Annotated in this window: 23 protein-coding genes; 9 read left to right on the top strand and 14 right to left on the bottom strand. The window is 59.9% G+C overall.

Translation table 11 applies throughout. The annotated features are described in order from the left end of the window. Positions 1 to 3: 3 nt before the first annotated feature. From argJ to IV89_RS01565, 5 genes are all read left to right on the top strand, one after another. Positions 4 to 1,230, top strand: coding sequence for a bifunctional glutamate N-acetyltransferase/amino-acid acetyltransferase ArgJ (gene argJ, locus IV89_RS01550; RefSeq protein ID WP_037942365.1), 1,227 nt, complete (start codon positions 4 to 6; stop codon positions 1,228 to 1,230). Further along, positions 1,227 to 1,625 (top strand): 8-oxo-dGTP diphosphatase MutT, encoded by a 399-nt coding sequence (gene mutT / locus IV89_RS01555; protein WP_005850865.1) that lies wholly within the window; start codon positions 1,227 to 1,229, stop codon positions 1,623 to 1,625. The genes argJ and mutT overlap by 4 nt, the downstream gene beginning before the upstream one ends. A gap of 126 nt (positions 1,626 to 1,751) precedes the next feature. Then, a complete protein-coding gene (locus IV89_RS18625; RefSeq protein WP_005850863.1) occupies positions 1,752 to 1,886 on the top strand; it encodes a hypothetical protein in 135 nt (44 codons plus the stop codon). A 74-nt stretch (positions 1,887 to 1,960) separates the two neighbouring features. Next, a complete protein-coding gene (locus tag IV89_RS01560) occupies positions 1,961 to 2,884 on the top strand; it encodes a diacylglycerol kinase family protein (protein ID WP_037942367.1) in 924 nt (307 codons plus the stop codon). Beyond that, on the top strand, positions 2,881 to 3,687 hold the full coding sequence (locus tag IV89_RS01565) for a metallophosphoesterase (RefSeq protein ID WP_037942368.1): 807 nt from the start codon (positions 2,881 to 2,883) through the stop codon (positions 3,685 to 3,687). The genes IV89_RS01560 and IV89_RS01565 overlap by 4 nt, the downstream gene beginning before the upstream one ends. A gap of 1 nt (position 3,688) precedes the next feature. Here IV89_RS01565 and infB read toward each other — a convergent pair whose 3' ends face one another. The 6 genes from infB to pip form a co-directional block, all read right to left on the bottom strand. Next, positions 3,689 to 6,172 carry a translation initiation factor IF-2 gene (infB, locus tag IV89_RS01570; protein ID WP_005850858.1) on the bottom strand — a complete coding sequence of 828 codons (2,484 nt, stop codon included), beginning with the start codon at positions 6,170 to 6,172 and terminating at the stop codon, positions 3,689 to 3,691. A 9-nt stretch (positions 6,173 to 6,181) separates the two neighbouring features. Beyond that, positions 6,182 to 6,802 (bottom strand): RNA-binding protein, encoded by a 621-nt coding sequence (locus tag IV89_RS01575; protein WP_005850857.1) that lies wholly within the window; start codon positions 6,800 to 6,802, stop codon positions 6,182 to 6,184. Positions 6,803 to 6,824: 22 nt separating this feature from the next. Beyond that, positions 6,825 to 8,453, bottom strand: a complete 1,629-nt coding sequence (nusA, locus tag IV89_RS01580) for a transcription termination factor NusA (RefSeq protein WP_037942370.1) — start codon at positions 8,451 to 8,453, stop codon at positions 6,825 to 6,827. Next, complete coding sequence (gene rimP / locus IV89_RS01585) at positions 8,454 to 9,032, bottom strand: ribosome maturation factor RimP (RefSeq protein ID WP_005850854.1); 579 nt, start codon at positions 9,030 to 9,032, stop codon at positions 8,454 to 8,456. Between the two features lie 162 nt (positions 9,033 to 9,194). After that, positions 9,195 to 10,043, bottom strand: coding sequence for an ABC transporter substrate-binding protein (locus IV89_RS01590; protein WP_037942372.1), 849 nt, complete (start codon positions 10,041 to 10,043; stop codon positions 9,195 to 9,197). Then, the gene (gene pip / locus IV89_RS01595; protein WP_037942374.1) at positions 10,040 to 11,011 is read right to left on the bottom strand and encodes a prolyl aminopeptidase; all 972 of its coding nucleotides are present in this window, start codon (positions 11,009 to 11,011) and stop codon (positions 10,040 to 10,042) included. Before pip ends, IV89_RS01590 begins: the two co-directional genes overlap by 4 nt. A gap of 48 nt (positions 11,012 to 11,059) precedes the next feature. On the opposite strand from pip, the gene ubiG reads away from it, so the two are divergent. Continuing rightward, on the top strand, positions 11,060 to 11,806 hold the full coding sequence (gene ubiG / locus IV89_RS01600; RefSeq protein WP_009825745.1) for a bifunctional 2-polyprenyl-6-hydroxyphenol methylase/3-demethylubiquinol 3-O-methyltransferase UbiG: 747 nt from the start codon (positions 11,060 to 11,062) through the stop codon (positions 11,804 to 11,806). 12 nt (positions 11,807 to 11,818) lie between these two features. Here ubiG and IV89_RS01605 read toward each other — a convergent pair whose 3' ends face one another. Genes IV89_RS01605 through IV89_RS01620 form a run of 4 tightly spaced genes read right to left on the bottom strand, consistent with a single transcriptional unit; the run spans position 11,819 to position 14,118 of the window. Next, positions 11,819 to 12,256, bottom strand: coding sequence for a MarR family transcriptional regulator (locus IV89_RS01605; protein ID WP_005850847.1), 438 nt, complete (start codon positions 12,254 to 12,256; stop codon positions 11,819 to 11,821). Positions 12,257 to 12,265: 9 nt separating this feature from the next. Next, positions 12,266 to 13,096, bottom strand: coding sequence for a carbon-nitrogen hydrolase family protein (locus tag IV89_RS01610; RefSeq protein ID WP_037942377.1), 831 nt, complete (start codon positions 13,094 to 13,096; stop codon positions 12,266 to 12,268). Next, the gene (grxC, locus tag IV89_RS01615; protein WP_005850844.1) at positions 13,096 to 13,353 is read right to left on the bottom strand and encodes a glutaredoxin 3; all 258 of its coding nucleotides are present in this window, start codon (positions 13,351 to 13,353) and stop codon (positions 13,096 to 13,098) included. Before grxC ends, IV89_RS01610 begins: the two co-directional genes overlap by 1 nt. A gap of 36 nt (positions 13,354 to 13,389) precedes the next feature. Continuing rightward, a complete protein-coding gene (locus IV89_RS01620; RefSeq protein ID WP_037942379.1) occupies positions 13,390 to 14,118 on the bottom strand; it encodes a ComF family protein in 729 nt (242 codons plus the stop codon). A 17-nt stretch (positions 14,119 to 14,135) separates the two neighbouring features. On the opposite strand from IV89_RS01620, the gene IV89_RS01625 reads away from it, so the two are divergent. Together IV89_RS01625 and hemH are read left to right on the top strand one after the other, a co-directional pair. Continuing rightward, positions 14,136 to 14,954: a hypothetical protein gene (locus tag IV89_RS01625; protein WP_037942380.1), complete on the top strand. Its 819-nt coding sequence runs from the start codon at positions 14,136 to 14,138 to the stop codon at positions 14,952 to 14,954. A gap of 52 nt (positions 14,955 to 15,006) precedes the next feature. After that, the gene (gene hemH / locus IV89_RS01630) at positions 15,007 to 16,053 is read left to right on the top strand and encodes a ferrochelatase (RefSeq protein WP_037942382.1); all 1,047 of its coding nucleotides are present in this window, start codon (positions 15,007 to 15,009) and stop codon (positions 16,051 to 16,053) included. A 154-nt stretch (positions 16,054 to 16,207) separates the two neighbouring features. Here hemH and IV89_RS01635 read toward each other — a convergent pair whose 3' ends face one another. Together IV89_RS01635 and IV89_RS01640 are read right to left on the bottom strand one after the other, a co-directional pair. Continuing rightward, a complete protein-coding gene (locus tag IV89_RS01635; protein ID WP_005850832.1) occupies positions 16,208 to 16,390 on the bottom strand; it encodes a hypothetical protein in 183 nt (60 codons plus the stop codon). Positions 16,391 to 16,530: 140 nt separating this feature from the next. Next, positions 16,531 to 17,136 (bottom strand): L,D-transpeptidase, encoded by a 606-nt coding sequence (locus tag IV89_RS01640; RefSeq protein WP_037942384.1) that lies wholly within the window; start codon positions 17,134 to 17,136, stop codon positions 16,531 to 16,533. 171 nt (positions 17,137 to 17,307) lie between these two features. Here IV89_RS01640 and IV89_RS01645 point away from each other — a divergent pair, with 171 nt between their 5' ends. After that, complete coding sequence (locus IV89_RS01645) at positions 17,308 to 17,817, top strand: CAP domain-containing protein (protein WP_037942386.1); 510 nt, start codon at positions 17,308 to 17,310, stop codon at positions 17,815 to 17,817. 32 nt (positions 17,818 to 17,849) lie between these two features. Here IV89_RS01645 and IV89_RS01650 read toward each other — a convergent pair whose 3' ends face one another. Further along, positions 17,850 to 18,347, bottom strand: coding sequence for a L,D-transpeptidase family protein (locus IV89_RS01650; protein WP_005850826.1), 498 nt, complete (start codon positions 18,345 to 18,347; stop codon positions 17,850 to 17,852). Between the two features lie 85 nt (positions 18,348 to 18,432). Next, the gene (locus tag IV89_RS01655; protein ID WP_009825739.1) at positions 18,433 to 19,224 is read right to left on the bottom strand and encodes an ion transporter; all 792 of its coding nucleotides are present in this window, start codon (positions 19,222 to 19,224) and stop codon (positions 18,433 to 18,435) included. Position 19,225 lies beyond the last annotated feature (1 nt).

Consider the following 19,225-nt stretch of genomic DNA (forward strand, 5'->3'; position numbering starts at 1 on the left):
CAAATGGGCAAAATCACCGCTGTATCCCCGCTGGCACCCGATCACTTCCCTGATCTTCCTGTCATCGATGGTGTGCGTTTCGCCACCATCGCGGCGGGGGTACGGTATCAAGGCCGCACCGATGTGATGCTGGCCGAATTGGCCCCGGGCTCGACGGTGGCGGGGGCGTTTACACGCTCTGCCACCCGCGCCGCGCCGGTTCTGGATTGTCAGGCCAAGATCGGCGCGACATCAGACACCGGTGCCGCAATCCTGGTCAACTCTGGCAACGCCAATGCCTTCACCGGCAAGGGCGGCGTCACCGCGGTCGAAGCAATTACCTCTGCGGTTGCTGATGTCTGCAACATTCCCCAATCGCGTGTTTTCACCTCATCGACAGGTGTGATCGGCGAACCGCTGCCCCACGACCGGATCACGGCTGTTCTGGCGGACCTTAAGGGCGCGTTGTCCGACAAGGGCATTTCCGATGCGGCCAAGGCGATCATGACCACGGACACCTTCCCCAAAGGGGCCCGTGCCGAGGTCGAGATTGACGGTGAAACAGTCTCTATCGCGGGGATTGCGAAGGGATCGGGCATGATCGCGCCAGATATGGCGACGATGCTGGTCTATATCTTCACCGATGCGGTTGTCAGCCAACCGGCGCTGCAAAAAATGCTGTCGACCCATACCGATAGCACCTTTAACTGCATCACCGTGGATAGCGACACATCGACCTCCGACAGTTTGATCCTGGCCGCTACTGGCGCGTCGGGCGTGGATGCCAGCGAAAGCGATGCGTTCTCGGAAGCGCTGCACGGCGTCATGCTGAACCTCGCGCATCAGGTTGTGCAAGACGGCGAAGGGGCGACCAAATTCGTCGAGATCGCCGTGACCGGTGCCGCTACGGATGACGACGCCAAGATCCACGGCATGGCCATCGCGAATTCCCCCCTCATCAAGACCGCCATCGCGGGCGAGGACCCGAACTGGGGCCGCGTGGTAATGGCCGTCGGTAAATCAGGGGCCGCTGCTGATCGGGATCGGCTGTCGATCCGCTTTGGCGATATCGAGGTGGCCAAAGACGGCTGGCGCAGCCCCGACTACTCGGAAGAGGCAGCGGCGGCGCATATGAAGGGCCAGAACATCACCATCGGCGTTGATCTGGGCCTTGGCGACGGCAAAGCAACGGTTTGGACCTGCGACCTGACCCACGGCTATATCGAGATCAACGCGGACTATCGTTCGTGAAGGTTATCCTTGTCTCGGCGGTAGCCCTGATCGACGTGGACGGGCGTGTGCTTTTGGCACAGCGCCCGCCCGGCAAATCCATGGCCGGTTTGTGGGAGTTTCCGGGCGGCAAGGTCGAAGCCGGCGAAACCCCCGAAGCCGCCCTGATCCGCGAGCTGCAAGAAGAACTTGGCATCGACACATGGGCGTCCTGCCTTGCCCCGCTGACCTTTGCCAGCCATGCCTACGATGATTTCCACCTGCTGATGCCGCTGTTTGCCTGCCGCAAATGGAATGGCACACCGCAGGCGCGCGAGGGGCAGACCCTGAAATGGGTCCGTGCCAATGCGCTGAAAGATTATCCGATGCCCCCTGCGGACATTCCCCTGATTCCGATCCTGCGCGACTGGCTTTAGGGCCAGCGCGACCTCGCAGCTGTTTCTTTACGCGCGTGAATGCTGCATCCTTGACTTTTTTGTTGCTAGACTCAGGCAAATTGTCGCTTATAAAGATGCAACTTCAGGTTCTTCTGGGAGGAAGCAATGCTTCGCACAATCACCATCGGTTCCACCGTATCCGTCCAGGGTATTTTCGTCCGCGACATGCCCGACGGCCGCGTATCGGTTAAGGTTGATGACGCGATCTATACCGGCAAGCCAATCCAGCGCCGGAACTGATCAGGCACACGCAAAACATCTGAACCATCCCCCTGCCCCAAGCGTTTGCTTAGGTCATCAAGGATGGATCAATCATGAAGCCTCAACGTGTTATCGTTATTCTGAACAAGGGCTCCGGCCGCCAAGACGGGACAGAGCGTAAGTCCCGGATTTCAGACAGGTTTCAACACCACGACATTCCCGTCAGCTTCGTTGAATTCTCGCCCAATGGCGCGGATTTGGGACAGGTGGCGCAATCCACTGCCGAAGCGAACCCCGATGCCACCATCGTCGCGTCAGGCGGCGATGGAACGATCAGCGGCGTCGCCTCGGGCTTGGCGCATGTGCGCAACCAGATGGGGATTATCCCCGCGGGCACCTTCAACTATTTCGCCCGATCGCTGAACCTACCCGAAACCGTTGACGAAGCCGTGGATGTCATCGCCAAGGGTGTCCTGCGCCCCACGGACATCGCCAAGATCAATGGCAACGCGTTTCTGAACAACGCCAGCATCGGGGCCTATGCCGCCATTCTGAAAACCCGCGAAGGCATCTATGACCGCTGGGGTCGCAGCCGTGTTGCGGCCTATTGGTCGGTGGTCAAAGCGCTGGCAACACTCCGCGCGCCGCTGAGGCTGACGGTGACGATCGATGGCAAATCTTTTAAACATAGGACACCGCTGGTCTTTGCGATCAGCAACGCCTTTCAGCTGAATCAAATGGGGCTGAGCGGCGAAGACTGTATCGCCAAGGGCGGCATGGTGCTGCTGGTTGCCCCCGATACGAACCGCTGGGGGCTGTTCAAACACGCCGCCGCGCTGGCCCTTGGGGTCGCGAAACGTGAAACCGACTATCAAATGCACTGCGGGAACGAGATCACGCTTGAGATGCCGCATAAATCACGCCCCGTTGCCCGCGACGGAGAGCTAAGCCGCATGAAGGGCCCGTTCAAACTGCACATGCAGCGCGAGGCCCTGCAACTGATCGTTCCTGCCGAATTCAACGAGGCCGTCAGATGAGCACATTGGTACATCTCTCAGATTTACACTTCGGCAAGGATCGACCCGACCTGCTGGAACCGCTGCTCTCTTGTGTGAACGAACTGAACCCCGATATGGTCGCCATCTCGGGCGATTTCACGCAGCGCGCGCGGCGGAGCCAGTTCGAGGAAGCGCATAACTTTATCCAGCGGATCAACGCGCCTGTCTTGGGTGTGCCGGGGAACCATGATGTCCTGCTTGACCGCCCGTTCCAGCGGTTTTTCATGCCGTGGCGGCGGTATCGCAAATGGATCAACGCCGATCTGACGCCTCGGTATGAAGACGACGATATGGTCGTCATCGGCATCAACTCGGTCGATCGCTTTTCGTGGCAGACGGGAAAGCTGACGGCAGGGCGTATCGCGCATGCCTGCAAGGCGATGGACGACACCGCCGCGCGCAAAGCCCGCGTGTTAGTGGTGCATCACCCGCTAGAGCATCCCAATCACACCAAGAAAAAGCCCATACCCGGTGCCGAGATCGCGCTGGAAAAGCTGCTGTCTTGCGGGGCGAACCTGATCCTGTCGGGGCACCTTCACACGTGGCACGCAGAGAATTTTACCGTCGAATCCGGCGGCACCACGGCGATCCAGTTGCATGCGGGGACCAGCCTGTCGTCGCGCGTGCGCGGAGAGCCGAATGATTTCAACCTTGTGAAAATCTCGGACGATCAGGTCTGTGTCGACCGGCTGAGCTTTAACGAAGATAAACGGGTCTTTGAAACGACAGAAGCCCGGACATTTAACCGGGCTTCTGATCATCAGATATCGGACGAAGTGTAACTTAGTCCAGCGTGCGTACGACTTCTTCACGTGTGAAGATTTCGATAACGTCGCCCGGACGGATGTCTTCGTAGTTCTCGAACGCCATACCACATTCCTGGCCTGACGGTACTTCGGCAACTTCGTCCTTGAAGCGCTTGAGCGTTTTCAGCGTGCCTTCGTGGATCACGACATCGTCGCGCAGCAGACGCACACCAGCGGCGCGGCTTGCTTTGCCTTCGGTCACCAGACAGCCCGCAACCTTGCCAACGCCAGTCACTTTGAACACCTCTTTGATCGACGCATAGCCGATGAAGTGTTCGCGGATCTCGTTGCTCAGCAGGCCACTTGCGGCAGCTTTCACATCATCAACCATGTCATAGATGACCGAGTAATACCGGATCTCGACACCCTTCTGGTTGGCCGAGGCACGGGCCGAGGCGTTTGCACGCACGTTGAAGCCGATGATCGGCGCGTTGGAGGCTTCGGCAAGACCAACATCGGTGTCGGTGATCGCACCTACGCCCGAGTGAAGGACGCGCACGCGGACTTCGTCGTTGCCAATTTTTTCCATCGCTTGAACGATCGCTTCGGCAGAACCCTGAACGTCTGCTTTGATCAACAAAGGCAGTTCGCTAATGGTTTCATTCACCTTGGCGTTCGCCATCAGCTGTTCCAGCGTCGTGGCAGCACCAGCCGCAGCGCGTTTATCTTTGGCGGCTTTTTCACGGTATTCCGCAATTTCGCGCGCCTGCGCTTCGGTGTCGGTGACGTTCAGAACGTCGCCCGCACCCGGTGTCCCGTTCAGGCCAAGCACCTCTACCGGCACGGATGGGCCTGCCTCTTTCACGCGCTCGCCCTGATCGTTGATCAGCGCACGGACCTTACCGTACTGCTCGCCCACAACAAAGATGTCGCCCTGACGCAGCGTACCGTTCTGAACAAGAACAGTCGCAACGGGGCCGCGGCCCACGTCAAGCTGCGCTTCGATCACGGCACCGACCGCGGCGCGGTTCGGGTTCGCTTTCAGTTCCAGCAGTTCCGCTTGCAGCGCGATGGCTTCCAGCAGTTCGTCCAGACCTTGACCCGTGGTTGCCGATACTTCGACGTCCTGTGTTTCACCGGACATCTTTTCAACGATGACCTCGTGCTGCAGCAGGTCCGTACGGACTTTGTCAGGGTTCGCTTCGTACTTGTCGATCTTGTTGATCGCCACGATCATCGGCACCTTGGCCGCTTTCGCGTGGTTAATCGCTTCGATCGTCTGAGGCATCACAGCATCATCCGCCGCGACCACCAGAACGACGATGTCGGTGACCTGCGCACCGCGTGACCGCATCGAGGTAAAGGCCGCGTGGCCCGGTGTATCGAGGAAGCTCAGAACCTGACCGTTGTCGGTTGTGACCTGATAGGCACCGATGTGCTGCGTGATACCGCCCGCTTCGCCGGACTGAACCTTGGCTTTGCGGATCGCGTCAAGCAGCGATGTCTTACCGTGGTCAACGTGGCCCATGATCGTGATGACCGGAGGACGCGAGACCAGATCTTTCGGATCGTCTTCGGCTTCCTTGATCACGTCTTCAACGTCAGCGTCGGAAACGCGCACCACTTTGTGGCCGAATTCCTCGATGATCAGCTCGGCTGTGTCAGCGTCGATGGTTTCGTTCTGCGTGACCATCATGCCGTTTGTCATCAATGCTTTGACGACAGCGCCAACGCGTTCGGCCATCCGGTTCGCCAGTTCGGAAACCACGATCGCCGGAGGCAGGTTGACGTTGCGCACGACCTTTTCACGCTCAACCGAACCGCCCATTGCCTTCTGGCGCTGGCGTTCCTGTTTGCGTTTCATCTGCGCCATGGAACGTTGACGGCCACCTTCGCCACCGGACAAAGCCTGATTCAGCGTCAGCTTGCCGGAACGACGGCTATCGTCGCCACCCTTGTTGCGCTTGTTGGTTTCCTCGCGGTCGCCTTCTTTCTTGCGGGCCGCGGGGGTCGGTGCGCCGGATTTGATGTTCGGCGAACGCGGCGCAGCAGGGGCCGCTGCGGGGGCTGCGGCAGCGGCTGCTGCGGCTTCCGCTTCTTTCTTGCGGCGCTCGTCCTCTTCGGCTTTCGCCTTCAGGCTTTCCTCGCGCTCGCGCTCTTCGGCTTCTTTCGCCTCGATCTCGGCACGACGACGCTCGCGGTCTTCCGCGCGGGCCTTTTCCTCGGCTGCGCGTGCTTCGGCTTCTTCCGCCTCGCGGGCGCGGGCAGCCTGAACCGCCTTAAGCCGGCGTTCCATTTCGGAATCGGTGATCCCTGCCGGACGCTTGGAGGGATCCCCGAGCGATGGATTGCTACCGCCGCCGGCTTTTGCGCCAGCAGGTTTGGGCACCACAACGCGCTTGCGCTTGGTCTCGACCACGACGTTTTTCGTCCGCCCGTGGCTAAAGCTTTGCTTTACGTTGCCGGGACGCGAAGACGCTCCCCGCAGGCCCAATGTCTTTTTGCCGTCACTATCGCTCATGAAGCTCGTCTATCCTTTCGGGTGACCGTTGCCACCCTCGTTTATGCGCACGCCTTTTAACCGCTGAGCCTCCTCTACAACACGAGAGGTAAGACCACCAGAGGCGAGCGCCCCATGTATCACAGTTTGGCGTCCGAAAGCCAAACCCAATTCGTCTGCCGTCAGCCAGCCAATGTAATGGCCGTAATGCGGCGTGCTTAGTTTCGATTTGCCGCGGCCCGATCCATCTACTGCCTGGATCAACACTTCGGCTTCTTCCATTTGCAGCCAACCTTTGACTTTTTCGTAGCCCGCAACGGCCTTGCCCGCCTTGCGTTGCAACGAAATCAGGTCAACCACACGGCGGACAAGTTGCTTTTCAACTTCATCCACCAAATCATCCGCAACCTTGACAGGTTGCTTGGCCGAGCGGGCGAACAGACCCTTCTTGGCCGCTTTTTCCAACGCGGCCCGATCCGCTGACACATACATCCCCCGACCGGGCAGTTTCCCCATGATATCCGGGAAAACATGCATGTCGGGACCAATGACAAAGCGGATCAGCCCGTTTTTGGGCTGCGCCTCGCCAGTGGCGATACACTTTCGTTCGGGACCGTCTTGCCGGTCTTTAGAAACGCCACCACGTGTCATATCGTTCCCCAAGGCCCCGCGATCAGGCCTCGGCCTCCTCGTCCGTGTCGATGTCGGCATCGAATTCTTCGTCGACATCATCCGCTTCAAGCTCCGCAGGATCGACCCACCCCAGCAGGACGCGCGCGGTCATGATCAGCTTTTGCGCATCTTCCAGCGACAGATCGAAAGGTTCAAGTGTCCCTTCATCCTTGGTGCGTTCGCCATTCACGGTAGTCCAGCCGCCGGCCAGCTCCCAATCCGCGCAAGTCGCGAAATCTTCGAGCGTTTTAACGTCGTCTTTGGCCAGTGCCTCAATCATTTGGGGTGTCAGACCGTCGAATTCAATAAGCGTGTCGTCCACACCCAAGGCGCGCGCCGCATCAAGCGCCGCTTTGTTCTGCGCTTCGATCACGTCACGGGCGCGGGCTTGCAGTTCGCTTGCGGTGTCTTCGTCCACACCGTCGATGACCAGTAGCTCGTCCACCTCGACATAGGCGACTTCTTCAAGGTTGGTGAACCCTTCGGAAACCAGAAGCTGGGCAAAGAATTCGTCCAGATCCAGATTGTCCATGAACAGCTTGGTGCGCAGTTCGAACTCGGCCTGACGGCGCTGGCTCTCTTGCTCTTCGGTCATGATGTCGATGTCCAGACCGGTCAGCTGCGACGCCAGACGCACGTTCTGACCACGACGGCCAATCGCCAACGACAGTTGTTCTTCGGGAACGACGACTTCGATTTTGCCCGCTTCCTCGTCCAGAACAACCTTGGAGACTTCAGCAGGCTGCAACGCGTTCACCAAGAACGTCGGCTGGTCTTCGTTCCACGGGATGATGTCGATCTTTTCGCCCTGAAGCTCGTTCACAACGGCCTGAACGCGGCTGCCGCGCATACCAACGCAGGCCCCCACAGGGTCGATGGAGCCATCATAAGAGATGACAGCGATTTTCGCGCGCGAACCGGGGTCACGGGCAACGGCCTTGATCTCGATGATGCCGTCATAGATTTCAGGCACTTCCATCTTGAACAGCTCGGCCATGAATTCGGGCGCGGTGCGGCTCAGGAAGATCTGCGGGCCACGCTGTTCGCGGCGCACATCCTTGATGTACACGCGGATACGGTCGTTCGGGCGATAGCTTTCGCGGCCGATTTTCTCGTTGCGACGCAGGATCGCTTCGCCAGCGCCCACATCGACGATAACGTTGCCATATTCCTCGCGCTTGACCAGACCGTTGATGATCGTGCCGGCGCGGTCTTTGAATTCTTCGTACTGGCGGTCACGCTCCGCTTCGCGGACCTTCTGCAAGATCACCTGCTTGGCGGATTGTGCGGCGATACGGCCCATTTCAACCGGTGGGACTTCTTCGCTGAATTCCTGACCGATTTCAGGGTTGGCCATATACTGTTTGGCTTGCTCTACCGTGAACTCCGCCTGATAGTTCTCAAGCTCGTCATCGGCCACAACCGTACGCACACGGGTAAAGGTCGCGCGACCGGTCTTGCGGTCGATGGAAACGCGAATGTCCATCTCAGCGCCGTAGCGCGACTTCGCCGCCCGAGCGAGCGATTCTTCCATCGCTTCAACCACGAGATTGGGGTCGATCATCTTTTCGCGGGCCACAGCCTCGGCGGTTTGCAGCAGTTCCAGCTGGTTGGCAGATGTAATGGCCATTTAGTCGTCTCCCTCGGTGGACCCTTCGGTCTCGATGTCATCGAATTTGGTTTCGTCAATCGCACCGGACGCTTTGCGTTGGCGCAGCATTTCTTTGATCAGATCGTCGGTCAGAACCAGTTTGGCGTCGGTCAGCCAATCGAACTTGAGCCCGATGGTGCCTTCCTCGACGTTGATCAGCACCTCGTCATCCTCGACGCCTGCCAGCTCGCCCTTGAAGCGGCGGCGGCCGTCGATCAGTTCGCCGGTCTCGATCTTGGCCTCATAGCCCTCGAACATCTCGAAATCCTTGAGCCGCGTCAGCGGGCGGTCGATGCCTGGGCTCGACACTTCAAGGGTGTATTCATCAAGGATCGGATCCTCGACATCCATGACAGCGCTGATGGATTGGCTGATCAGGGCCAGCTCGTCCACCTCGATACCGCCATCGGGACGGTCTGCCATCACCTGCAACGTCGTCGACTTGCCCGACATCAGGCGAACGCGCACCAGTTCAAACCCCATATCCTCGATCACCGGTGTGATGATCTCGGCCATGCGGCGATCAATGGCTGCTTTTGCAATCAGGTCGTTGTTCATAATCTCACTATCATCCTGCAGTTTCGAGCAGGCACAAAAAAACGGGCGCGCGGCCCGTGTTCAAGATCGGTGGAGCCTCAGGTGTGGACCCCGATGCGCCGCTGTTGAGACGTCATATACGCCCGTATATGTGAAACTGCAAGCCCCGTGTGCCTGCCCTGCTTAGGCCAGCCACCAGCGTTCGGCGGCGCGCAGGTTGTCCAACGGGCGATGCTGGCCCGTGCGCAGGGGCATGGCGATGCTGCGTGACACCGCATGGGTCACCCCGCGTGCATGGGGCAGCAAGGCAATATCATCATAGGATTGAAGGGCTTCGCCATCATTCAGGTCTGCCGCTTCGACCAGATATTCAGCCATCGCCTGCGCACGAACCTGCTGCGCGGGAATGGACACCAGTTCAACCGTATCGAACCAGCCGGCGCTGCGCCCTTTGTAGTGATCCGCCACACGTTCGGCCAAAACCTGCTGACCCGGCGTAAATCTTCGCAGACGGTACAGGCCGGTGCCAATGCCGTCGTCCATCGCGTGGGCGGCGCGGATCACATGACGCGGGTCCGCCAGCGTAAAGGGCAAGTCCATCGCGGGCGCATCCATCGTGATGCGCAGCTGATGGGGGCCTGTCGCCTCTACCACACCGTCCAGCGCGAGGGACGCGACAACATCGCGCGCGGTCATGGGATGTTGATCGTGAAACAGCACATCCTTGCGCAGATCGACCAGCCAGACGCGCCCGTCGGCGATGCCCTGCCAGGCTGTTGCCAGCTCTCCGCGCAGGGTGCCGTCAGCGGCGATTTCGGTCAGCGTATCAAAGATCAGCCCCTGCCGCGCCACCTGCATGAACAGTCCATCGCCCTGCCCCCAAGTATCGCTGCGCGCCGCCCCCGACAGCGCCATCCGCAACCGCCCGCCCGCTTTGGGCATGGACGCCGCCGACACACCTGTCGCCGCCAGCAAGGCCGCCGCAGCACCCGAGGCAAATAAAGCACGGCGATCCATCAAAGAGCGGGTCATTGCGCGGCAATCCTGTCCATCGTGCGCACCAGTTCGGCGCTGATGCCGGGTTCGGACAGCGCGTGACCGGCGTTGCGCACCATCTTCAGCTCGGCATTGGGCCAAGCCTGCGCCAGTTCATACGCGCTGGAGGGGGGGCAAATCATATCGTAGCGGCCTTGCACAATCACGCCGGGGATATGGGCAATGCGGTCCACATGCGCAAGGATCTGGCCATCAAACTCAAGAAATCCGGCGTTGGTGAAATAGTGATTCTCAAGCCGGGCGAAGGTGCGCGAATATTCCCCCGGTCCCTCATACGACCCGCCCGACGCATGGATCGAGGCCAGCGCGTTTTCCCACGCGGCCCAGGCCTTGCCGTATTTCACCTCGGTCATGCGGTCACCGCAGAACAGCCGCCGGTGATAGGCCGCGATCAGATCGCCGTGCTCGGTTTCGGGGATCAGGCCGGTAAACCGCGCCCAAAGATCGGGCCAGAACTTGCCCGCGCCGCCGCCATAGAACCAGTCAAGCTCCGCCTGCGTCATCATGAAAACGCCGCGCAGGATGATGTTGCGCACCCTCTCGGGGTGGGTTTCGGCATAGATCAACGCCAGCGTCGCGCCCCAGCTGCCACCAAAAGCGATCCATTTCTCGATGCCAAGCGCTTTGCGGATGCGTTCGATATCCGCGACCAGATCCCATGTGGTGTTATTGATGACCGACGCAAAAGGCTTGGACCGCCCGCACCCGCGTTGGTCAAACAGGATCACGTGATATTTTGCCGGATCGAAATAGCGCCGCATCGACGGGCTGCACCCGCCGCCGGGGCCGCCATGCAGGACCACCACGGGGATGCCATCGGGGTTGCCGCATTGTTCGACATAGATCGAATGACCATCGCCCACATCCATCATCCGCTGATCGAACGGGTCGATCGGCGGGTGAAGATATTGCACTGCGCGCTTTTGGTCCGGGATTTTGTCCATTACAGCCCTATATAGTCATTGGACCCAAAAGAGCACAGAGAGATCAGAATGCAAGCGCCTCAAAGCACTGTTGACCCCGCCGAGATCGAAAAGTTTCAGGCCATGGCCGCCGAATGGTGGGACGAGAACGGCAAGTTCAAGCCGCTGCATATGCTCAACCCCTGCCGGCTCGATTACATCACTGCCCAAATCGCCGGAGAGTTCGACCGTGACCTGAAATCGCCCGAACCGTTTCGCGGGCTGCGGATTCTGGACATCGGTTGCGGCGGCGGGCTGCTGTCGGAACCGATGGCGCGGTTGGGTGCGACCGTGGTCGGTGCCGATGCCGCGGCGGGCAACATCCCTGTCGCGCAGGTCCATGCGCAGCAATCGGGGCTCGAGATCGACTACCGCCACACCACCGCCGAGGCGCTGGCCGAAGCGGGCGAACAATTCGACGTGGTGCTGAACATGGAGGTGGTCGAACATGTCGCCTCTCCCATCGATTATCTGATCGCCTGCCGCACCCTGCTGAAACCCGGCGGGCTGCACATCTGTTCGACGCTGAACCGCAACCCCAAGTCTTTCATGATGGCGATTGTCGGGGCAGAGCACGTGATGCGCTGGCTGCCCAAGGGCACCCATGAATGGTCGAAATTCATCACCCCGGATGAACTCTTTGACCTGCTGCACAAGGCGGGCCTGACGGCGGTGGATCGCAAGGGCTTCGTGTTTAACCCGATCACATGGTCGTGGCGTCTGTCCGATCGTGACCTGAGCGTGAACTACGTCACCGCCAGCCTGAAGCCAGAGTGACCCAAACCGGCGTCAGCCTTCCAGCTGGCGCCGCAGGGCGCGCAGGGTATCGAGCGTAGCACGCACCTGCGCCTCGCCCAGATCATCGGCCACGTCATTGATCAACGGCGAAATTTGCCGGATCGCATGATCTCGCGCGTTGCGCCCTGCTGGGCTGATCGCCACCATTTTGCGCCGCGCATCGTCCCAGTCGGGGCGGATATGCACATAGCCCGCCCAGACCAGTTTATTCAGCGTATTCGTCATCGCGCCACGGGTGACATTGAACGTCTCGGCCAGCTGCGCGGGGGTCTTTTCGCCGTCATGCCAAGCCAGATTGTTCAGCACCGAAAAATGCGAAATCTCCATGCCTTTGGGCAGCGCCCGGGTCAGCCGGTTGCGCATCCGTTGATCAGCCGACAGCAATTCGCTGATCAACGTGATCGCAAGTGAGTTTCGATTTTCCGTCATAAGCCGTTACTAAGGTGCCTTGAAATCCCGCCGGTTGGCAAGACTGGGTACGCGGGTACGTGCCTCTTGTACACGCGCCATGTCCAGCGTGAACGGATAAATGCCCGGCGCGGTGCCCGCATCCAGCAGCACCTCGCCCCACGGGGCAACAACCAGCGAATGGCCGTAGGTGTCGCGAGTCTTGTGGCTGTCGCTGGCATGGGTGCCGGTCTGCGCGGGGGCCAACACGAAACACCCTGTCTCGATCGCGCGGGCTCGCAGCAACATGTGCCAATGCGCGGCACCGGTCACGGGCGAAAACGCGGCGGGCATGGTCAGGATCGTGGCCCCCGCATCCGCCAGCGCTTGGTAGAGCTTGGGAAAGCGCATGTCATAGCAGATGCTCATCCCGATTTTGGCGAAAGGCGTCTGCGCCACAACCGCCTGATCGCCGGGGCGGTAGCCCGCCGATTCGCGGTAGCTTTCGCCCGCGTCGATATCCACGTCGAACATATGGATCTTGTCGTAGCGGGCTTTGATCTGCCCCTTCGGATCAATCAGGAACGACCGGTTGGCAAAGCGCCCGTCCGCATCCCGCGTTTTCAGCCCAAGCGACCCGATCAGCAGCCAGATGCCCGCCTCTCGCGCCACATCCCGCAGGGCGGCGAGGGTGATGTCATCGTCTTCGTGCTGCAAAACGCTGCGCTGGTGGTCGCGGCTGGTCGAGACGCAGTTCGTGACCTCTGGCGTGAGGACAAACGCCGCCCCCTGCGCCGCAGCATCGCGCACCATCTGTACCGTGCCCGCCAGATTGCGGGCCGGTGTATCGCTGACGTTCAGCTGGATCAGCGCCGCCTGCATCAGGAGGCCAACAGAGCGTCCAGCTTGCCCGCACGCTCAAGCGCGTAAAGGTCGTCACAGCCGCCGACATGGGTGTCGCCGATAAAGATCTGCGGCACAGTGCGCCCGCCATTCGCACGCTCGATCATCTCGGACTTACGCTCTGGCTGGGCAAGCACGTCGACCTCGGCAAAGCTCACGCCTTTTTCATTCAGCAAACGTTTGGCGGCATGGCAAAAGCCGCACAGCGGGGAGGTATAGATCTCAACAGGTTGCATGTTGATGTCCTTTCAACAAATGGGTTGGATCAAGACTTAAGTATCTTTTGCCACTCTTGCCAGTGTCACAACGCAGATTGGCCCTGCACGTGCCTCCAGACAGGCCCGCGCCGACGCCTGTAATGTCGCGCCCGATGTCATCACGTCATCCACCAACAGCACCGGACGGTCGCGCAGCAGGTCGGCACGGCGGGGATGGGCGGTGATCGCGCCATCCAGATGGGCGAAGCGTTCGCGGCGTCCCTTCCCCTCTAGCGCGGCAGTGCGTCGGACGCGGCGCAGCGCGTCAGGACACCACCCAAGCTTGTGTTCACGGGCAAGCGCACGGGCCAGCAGGGCCGATTGGTTGAACCGCCGCTTCCACAGCCGCGCGTAATGCAGCGGCACGGGCACCACCAAAGTGTCAGGCGTGACGAAGGGCGCGATCACCCGCGCCATCCAGTGTCCTGCGGGTTTGGCGATGTCCTGACGGTCGCCGTGTTTCAGCGCCAGCACCAGTCGGCGGCCGGTATCTCGGTACAAAAGGGCTGCGCGCCCGTGGTCCCACGGCGGCGGCGCGGCAAGGCACGCGTCGCAGCGCACGTCTGTCTCGGACAGATCGCCTAGCAAGGGAATACCGCAGGTTTCGCAGACCACACCTTCAATGAACCCCGTGTCGCGCCAGCACGGACCGCACAGCCCCCCATGTGCAGCCACCCACGCCCCGCAAGCCAGACAGGACGGCGGATAAATCAGCGCAACAGCGGTTTGTAACTGGTCTCGCATGATCTTATTATCCTTTCATGAACGCTTCACACACCCTGACCGATCGCGCGGCGCTGACCCGCAACCGCAGCCGCGCCACCGATGACGCCCTGTTCCTGCACCGCGCCGCGCTTGAAGAGGTCGATGATCGGCTGTCGCTGGTTAACAGAACCTTTACGTCAGCAGCGATTGTCACCGGCTTCCCGCAGGTCTGGGGCGCGCTGCACCCCTCCGCGACGCTGGTGGAGGACACCGATACGCTTGCGCTGACCCAGGGCGCGCATGATCTGGTGGTCCATGCGATGGGGATGCATTGGGCGAATGATCCGGTGGGTCAAATCATCCAGTCACGCCGTGCCCTGCAACCCGACGGGCTGTTCCTAAGCGTTGGTTTCGGCGGGCAGACCCTGCACGAGCTGCGCGCCTGCCTGGGTCAGGCCGAGGCGTCGATCACCGGCGGGCTGTCGCCGCGGATCGCCCCTATGGCCGAGTTGCGTGATATCGGCGGGCTGCTGCAACGGGCGGGGCTTGCGCTGCCGGTGGCGGATTCCGTGACGCTGACGACAGAATACAGCGATATCTGGCACCTGATGCGCGACCTGCGCGCCATGGGAGAGGCCAACGCGCTGACCAGCCGCCTGCGCCGCCCCAGTAGCCGAGCGATCTTTGACGCGGCGGGGCAGCTTTACCGCGACCACTACGCCACGCCAGAGGGGCGCATCAAAGCAAGCTTTGAGCTGGTCTTTCTGGCGGGCTGGGCACCGGCGGACAGCCAGCCCAAACCCCTGCGACCCGGCTCTGCGCAGCAGCGCTTGGCCGATGCGCTGGCCACGGCAGAAACGCCGCTGCGCGATTGACGCGCGACCATAACCGTTTATCTCAGCGCTAAACGCAGAAAAGGAATGCCAGATGACGCAGCAGCGCCCAGCCCATGCACAGCCTGACCACCCCACCGTGCCCACCCCCAAGGTGGGTATCCTGCTGGCGAACCTCGGCACGCCGGACAACTATGATTACTGGTCAATGCGCCGTTATCTATCGGAATTTCTGTCGGATCGCCGCGTGATCGACTATAGCCCGTGGAAATGGCAACCGCTGCTTCAGCTGGTGATCCTGTCGAAACGCCCCTTCACCAGCGGTGCCGCGTATAAGTCGATCTGGAACCACGAGGCGGGGGAAAGCCCGCTGATGACCATCACCAAACAGCAAACCGCGAAGATAAAAGACGCGATGCAGGCGCGGTATGGTGACGCAGTCATGGTCGATTACTGCATGCGCTACGGCAACCCGTCGACCCAATCCAAGGTGGCGGCGATGACCGCTGCGGGCTGCCAGAAGATCCTGTTCTTTCCGCTGTACCCGCAATACGCCGGTGCCACATCTGCCACCGCGAATGACGCGTTTTTCGCCGCGCTCGCCAAAGAGAAATGGCAGCCCGCCGCACGCACGGTTGAACCCTATTTCGACCGCCCCGATTATATCGAAGCGCTCGCCACCTCGATCGAGAAGGCCTACGCCAAGATGGAGACAAAGCCCGACAAGCTGCTGTGTTCCTATCACGGTGTCCCGCTGCGCTACTTGATGGAGGGCGATCCCTACCACTGCCAATGCCAGAAAACGACGCGCCTGCTGAAGGAACGGCTGGGCTGGGACGACACCCAGATCATGACGACCTTCCAGTCGAAATTCGGCCCCGAAGAATGGTTGCAGCCCTATACGGTGGAAGAGGTCGCGCGGCAGGCCGAAGCCGGTAACAAAAAGATCGCGGTCTGCGCCCCTGCCTTTTCAGCCGATTGCATCGAAACGCTGGAAGAGATCAACGAAGAGATCAAGGAAAGCTTTGAACACGCGGGCGGGGAGGAGTTTCACTACATCCCCTGCCTCAATGACGACGACTTGCACATCAAGGCGCTGTCCAATGTGATCGAGGAAAACCTGCAAGGCTGGATCGACTAAGCCCTAGCATCGCGCGGGTTGGACCTGAAAACAAAGAAAGCGCCTGTCGTTACAGGCGCTTTTCTTTTGTCCGCTTGTCATCTGACGCCAAACGGCAGACATAAAAAAAGGCGGTGTAGAACACCGCCTTTTTCTAACTGAAACTTCGACCGAATTAGTCGGAAGCAACTGCAGCAGCAACAACGGCCAGCAGCAGCAGAGGAATCAGGATGCCCGAGGAAGAAGAGGTGGACTCTTCAACGATGACGGGTGCTTCGATGATTGGCTCTGCCAGCGAACCAGCAAATGCATTCGATGCAGCAGCTGTCAGAGCAGCGGCGAGAACGAGTTTCTTCATAACATAACCTCCAGAAAAGGCGTACTTCACAGTGTGATAGCACGCGCCCAAGACTTACCTCGTAAAACTTTCTAAACAGCATCAGCGGGCAATTGCAAACCCGGATTCAGCTTTTGAGCACCACAATCGCTAAAAAGTTGTCAAATAAGCAACACTTGGGTGCCGACGTTCGCCATGCCAAAAAGTTCAGCAATATGTTCATTGTACAGGCCAATGCAGCCATTCGACGAACGACGCCCGATCTTGCGTGTGTCATGCGTGCCATGGATACGGTAGTACGTCCAGCTCAGGTACAGCGCGTGGGTGCCCAAGGGGTTGTCAGGGCCCGGCCCGATCACCGCTGGCCACTCTGGGTTGCGTTCCAGCATCGACGGGGTCGGACGCCATGTGGGGCCGACGACCTTCTGGATCACGCTGGTACGCCCACGGCGGGTCAGTTCCTCGGTCAGCGGTACGCTTGAGGGGTAAAGCTTGTAGATCGACTGATCCTCGGACCAGTAATGCACCGCGCGGCTGTCGATATCGACAAGAATGGCCCCGTTCTTGGTGTCGCTGAAGTAAGGCTGCCAATCCAGCGTGCGGAAGCTGGAGGTGTTGCGACGCACCGTCTCGGTCAGATCACGCTCCGTCTCTGTGGTCGCTTCGCTGTTCACGCTGCTTTGCGCCAGCGCGGGCGTTGCCAGCATTGCGGCGCTGCCAGCAAGGAAAGCACGGCGCGACGAAAGGGTAAATTTCTTATCAGACATCAGATGTCTCCTGAAGGTAGTTACAACCTAGTATAATACTGTCGTATATGGCTCGAAAGTCGCAGTTTCAAATCAAACAAGCGTTAACAGGCGCGCTCACGCTCATGTGCGTTTGATCTGCAACGCATCAAGCTGTATGGCACGACAAACCCAATTGCGTGGAGCTGCGCCATGATCCGTCTGTTTTCAATCCTTATTTCCCTGACCGTGGCGCTGGCGGCCTGTACCCCTGCACCGACCCCGCTTGCATCCGACGGTCGCCCCGGCCCTACCGTCTATAAGATCGGGCGCAACGATACCGGCAAGCTGCAATTCCGTATGCTTGATTCCGTGAACGCGCTGCGCGGTGCCTCCGGTCTGGCACCGGTTCAACTGGACGCGCAACTGAACGCCGCCGCCGCGACCCATGCGCGGGATATGGCGGTGCAGAACCGCCCCTGGCACTTCGGGTCTGACGGGTCGTCCCCTGTCGATCGTATCCAACGTGTAGGATATACTGGCGCGCTGGTCGGCGAAGTCATCTCGGAAACCTACGAGACCGAGCTCGAAACACTTGCCGCGTGGATGGAGAAGCCGGACACCCGCCGCATCATCATGTCGAAGGACGCTTTGAACATGGGCTTTTCCTGGCACCAGGAAAACAACGGCAAGATCTGGTGGACCATGGTGATGGGGAAGTGACCGCCAAGGTCACCCCCGCTTTTAGCTAGACATCAGGGGTTCAGTGCGATCGGGGTGTTATCCCCGACCATCGCATAGATCTCCTCCATCTCGTCGTTCGAGACAGAGATACATCCCCACGTCCAATCGGTGCGATTCTTGTCCTTGGCGGTCTTTTGACCGTGGATAAAGATATCGCCACCGGGGCTTTTGCCCAAAGCTTCCGCGCGGGCGCGGTCCATTTCATTGGGGTAGTTGATGCCGATCGACAGGTGGAACCGGCTGTTCGGATTGCGCCGGTCGATCATATAGATCCCTTCGGGCGTGCGTCCGTCACCTTCGTACACCTTGTGGCCCACAGGCGCGAACCCCAGTTTGATATCGTATGATTCCAGCACCTTGTCGTGGTGCATCAGATACATCCGGCGGTCGCCCTTGTTGACAATCACATAGGTGACCTGCGGCCCGTTGTACCGTTTGAATTTACTGCTGCTGCAGGCCCCAAGCGCGACCAGCGCGGTGCCACCCAGAATCAGGTTTCTGCGTTTCATGTTCACTATGCCTCGTTCCCGCGACCTTTTCGGCCTTATGTGGATGCCCTATCATGTAGCAAATATCGATGCGGTCAAAAAGCCGTTACTGGCGGCTGTGCTCTGCCAGCTTCTTTTCGATCGCTTCCAGCTTTTCCATCACCTCAAGCCGGTAGGCATCGGTGCGCACGGTCTCTTCCTCGTTATGCGCGTCCTGCATCGAGTTCACGATCAGACCTACCAACAAGTTCACCACGGCGAAGGTCGTGACCAGAATAAACGGCACGAAGAAGACCCAGGCATAGGGGTAGACCTCCATCACCGGGCGGACGATCCCCATCGACCAGCTTTCCAGCGTCATGATCTGGAACAGGCTATAGGCGCTGGCGGGCAATGACCCGAACCATTCGGGGAACTGGTCGCTGAACAATTTGGTCGCGATCACGGACCCGATGTAAAAGATGATCGTCATCAGCAGGAACACCGACCCCATACCGGGCAACGCGGTGATAAACCCTTCGACAACGCGGCGCAGACGCGGGGCGACGGACAGCACCCGCAAAACCCGCAGGATACGCAGCGCCCGCAAGACAGACAGCCCCTGCACCGCGGGCACCAGCGCGATGGCAACGACCGTAAAGTCAAAGACGTTCCACCCGTTGCGGAAGAACCCGACCCCGCGCGCAATGATCTTGAGCGTGATCTCGGCGATGAAAATGAACAGGCAGACGCGATCCAGAAACAGGATCAGCGTGCCGTATCTCTCCATCAGGGCGGGGGCTGTCTCCATCCCCAGCAGGGCGGCGTTGAACACGATCACACCGATGATGAAATTGCTGACGGCCCGCCCTTCGACCCATCTTCCCAGACGTTCCCGCATGTTTACCGTGCCCACCATA

Origin of the sequence: Sulfitobacter sp. CB2047 (genome assembly GCF_000735125.2) — a bacterium.
Taxonomy (GTDB): Bacteria; Pseudomonadota; Alphaproteobacteria; order Rhodobacterales; family Rhodobacteraceae; genus Sulfitobacter; species Sulfitobacter pontiacus.

Bases quoted from the DNA above. Each gene is read 5' to 3' on its own strand.
- IV89_RS01645 (WP_037942386.1), top strand. From the start codon at position 17,308: ATGATCCGTCTGTTTTCAATCCTTATTTCCCTGACCGTGGCGCTGGCG.
- IV89_RS01620 (WP_037942379.1), bottom strand. From the start codon at position 14,118: ATGCGAGACCAGTTACAAACCGCTGTTGCGCTGATTTATCCGCCGTCC.
- pip (WP_037942374.1), bottom strand. From the start codon at position 11,011: ATGGACAAAATCCCGGACCAAAAGCGCGCAGTGCAATATCTTCACCCG.
- IV89_RS01635 (WP_005850832.1), bottom strand. From the start codon at position 16,390: ATGAAGAAACTCGTTCTCGCCGCTGCTCTGACAGCTGCTGCATCGAAT.
- IV89_RS18625 (WP_005850863.1), top strand. From the start codon at position 1,752: ATGCTTCGCACAATCACCATCGGTTCCACCGTATCCGTCCAGGGTATT.
- nusA (WP_037942370.1), bottom strand. From the start codon at position 8,453: ATGGCCATTACATCTGCCAACCAGCTGGAACTGCTGCAAACCGCCGAG.
- IV89_RS01655 (WP_009825739.1), bottom strand. From the start codon at position 19,224: ATGGTGGGCACGGTAAACATGCGGGAACGTCTGGGAAGATGGGTCGAA.
- IV89_RS01590 (WP_037942372.1), bottom strand. From the start codon at position 10,043: ATGACCCGCTCTTTGATGGATCGCCGTGCTTTATTTGCCTCGGGTGCT.
- argJ (WP_037942365.1), top strand. From the start codon at position 4: ATGGGCAAAATCACCGCTGTATCCCCGCTGGCACCCGATCACTTCCCT.
- IV89_RS01610 (WP_037942377.1), bottom strand. From the start codon at position 13,096: ATGCAGGCGGCGCTGATCCAGCTGAACGTCAGCGATACACCGGCCCGC.
- infB (WP_005850858.1), bottom strand. From the start codon at position 6,172: ATGAGCGATAGTGACGGCAAAAAGACATTGGGCCTGCGGGGAGCGTCT.
- ubiG (WP_009825745.1), top strand. From the start codon at position 11,060: ATGCAAGCGCCTCAAAGCACTGTTGACCCCGCCGAGATCGAAAAGTTT.
- IV89_RS01575 (WP_005850857.1), bottom strand. From the start codon at position 6,802: ATGACACGTGGTGGCGTTTCTAAAGACCGGCAAGACGGTCCCGAACGA.
- grxC (WP_005850844.1), bottom strand. From the start codon at position 13,353: ATGCAACCTGTTGAGATCTATACCTCCCCGCTGTGCGGCTTTTGCCAT.
- hemH (WP_037942382.1), top strand. From the start codon at position 15,007: ATGACGCAGCAGCGCCCAGCCCATGCACAGCCTGACCACCCCACCGTG.
- IV89_RS01560 (WP_037942367.1), top strand. From the start codon at position 1,961: ATGAAGCCTCAACGTGTTATCGTTATTCTGAACAAGGGCTCCGGCCGC.
- IV89_RS01640 (WP_037942384.1), bottom strand. From the start codon at position 17,136: ATGTCTGATAAGAAATTTACCCTTTCGTCGCGCCGTGCTTTCCTTGCT.
- IV89_RS01650 (WP_005850826.1), bottom strand. From the start codon at position 18,347: ATGAAACGCAGAAACCTGATTCTGGGTGGCACCGCGCTGGTCGCGCTT.
- IV89_RS01565 (WP_037942368.1), top strand. From the start codon at position 2,881: ATGAGCACATTGGTACATCTCTCAGATTTACACTTCGGCAAGGATCGA.
- IV89_RS01625 (WP_037942380.1), top strand. From the start codon at position 14,136: ATGAACGCTTCACACACCCTGACCGATCGCGCGGCGCTGACCCGCAAC.
- IV89_RS01605 (WP_005850847.1), bottom strand. From the start codon at position 12,256: ATGACGGAAAATCGAAACTCACTTGCGATCACGTTGATCAGCGAATTG.
- rimP (WP_005850854.1), bottom strand. From the start codon at position 9,032: ATGAACAACGACCTGATTGCAAAAGCAGCCATTGATCGCCGCATGGCC.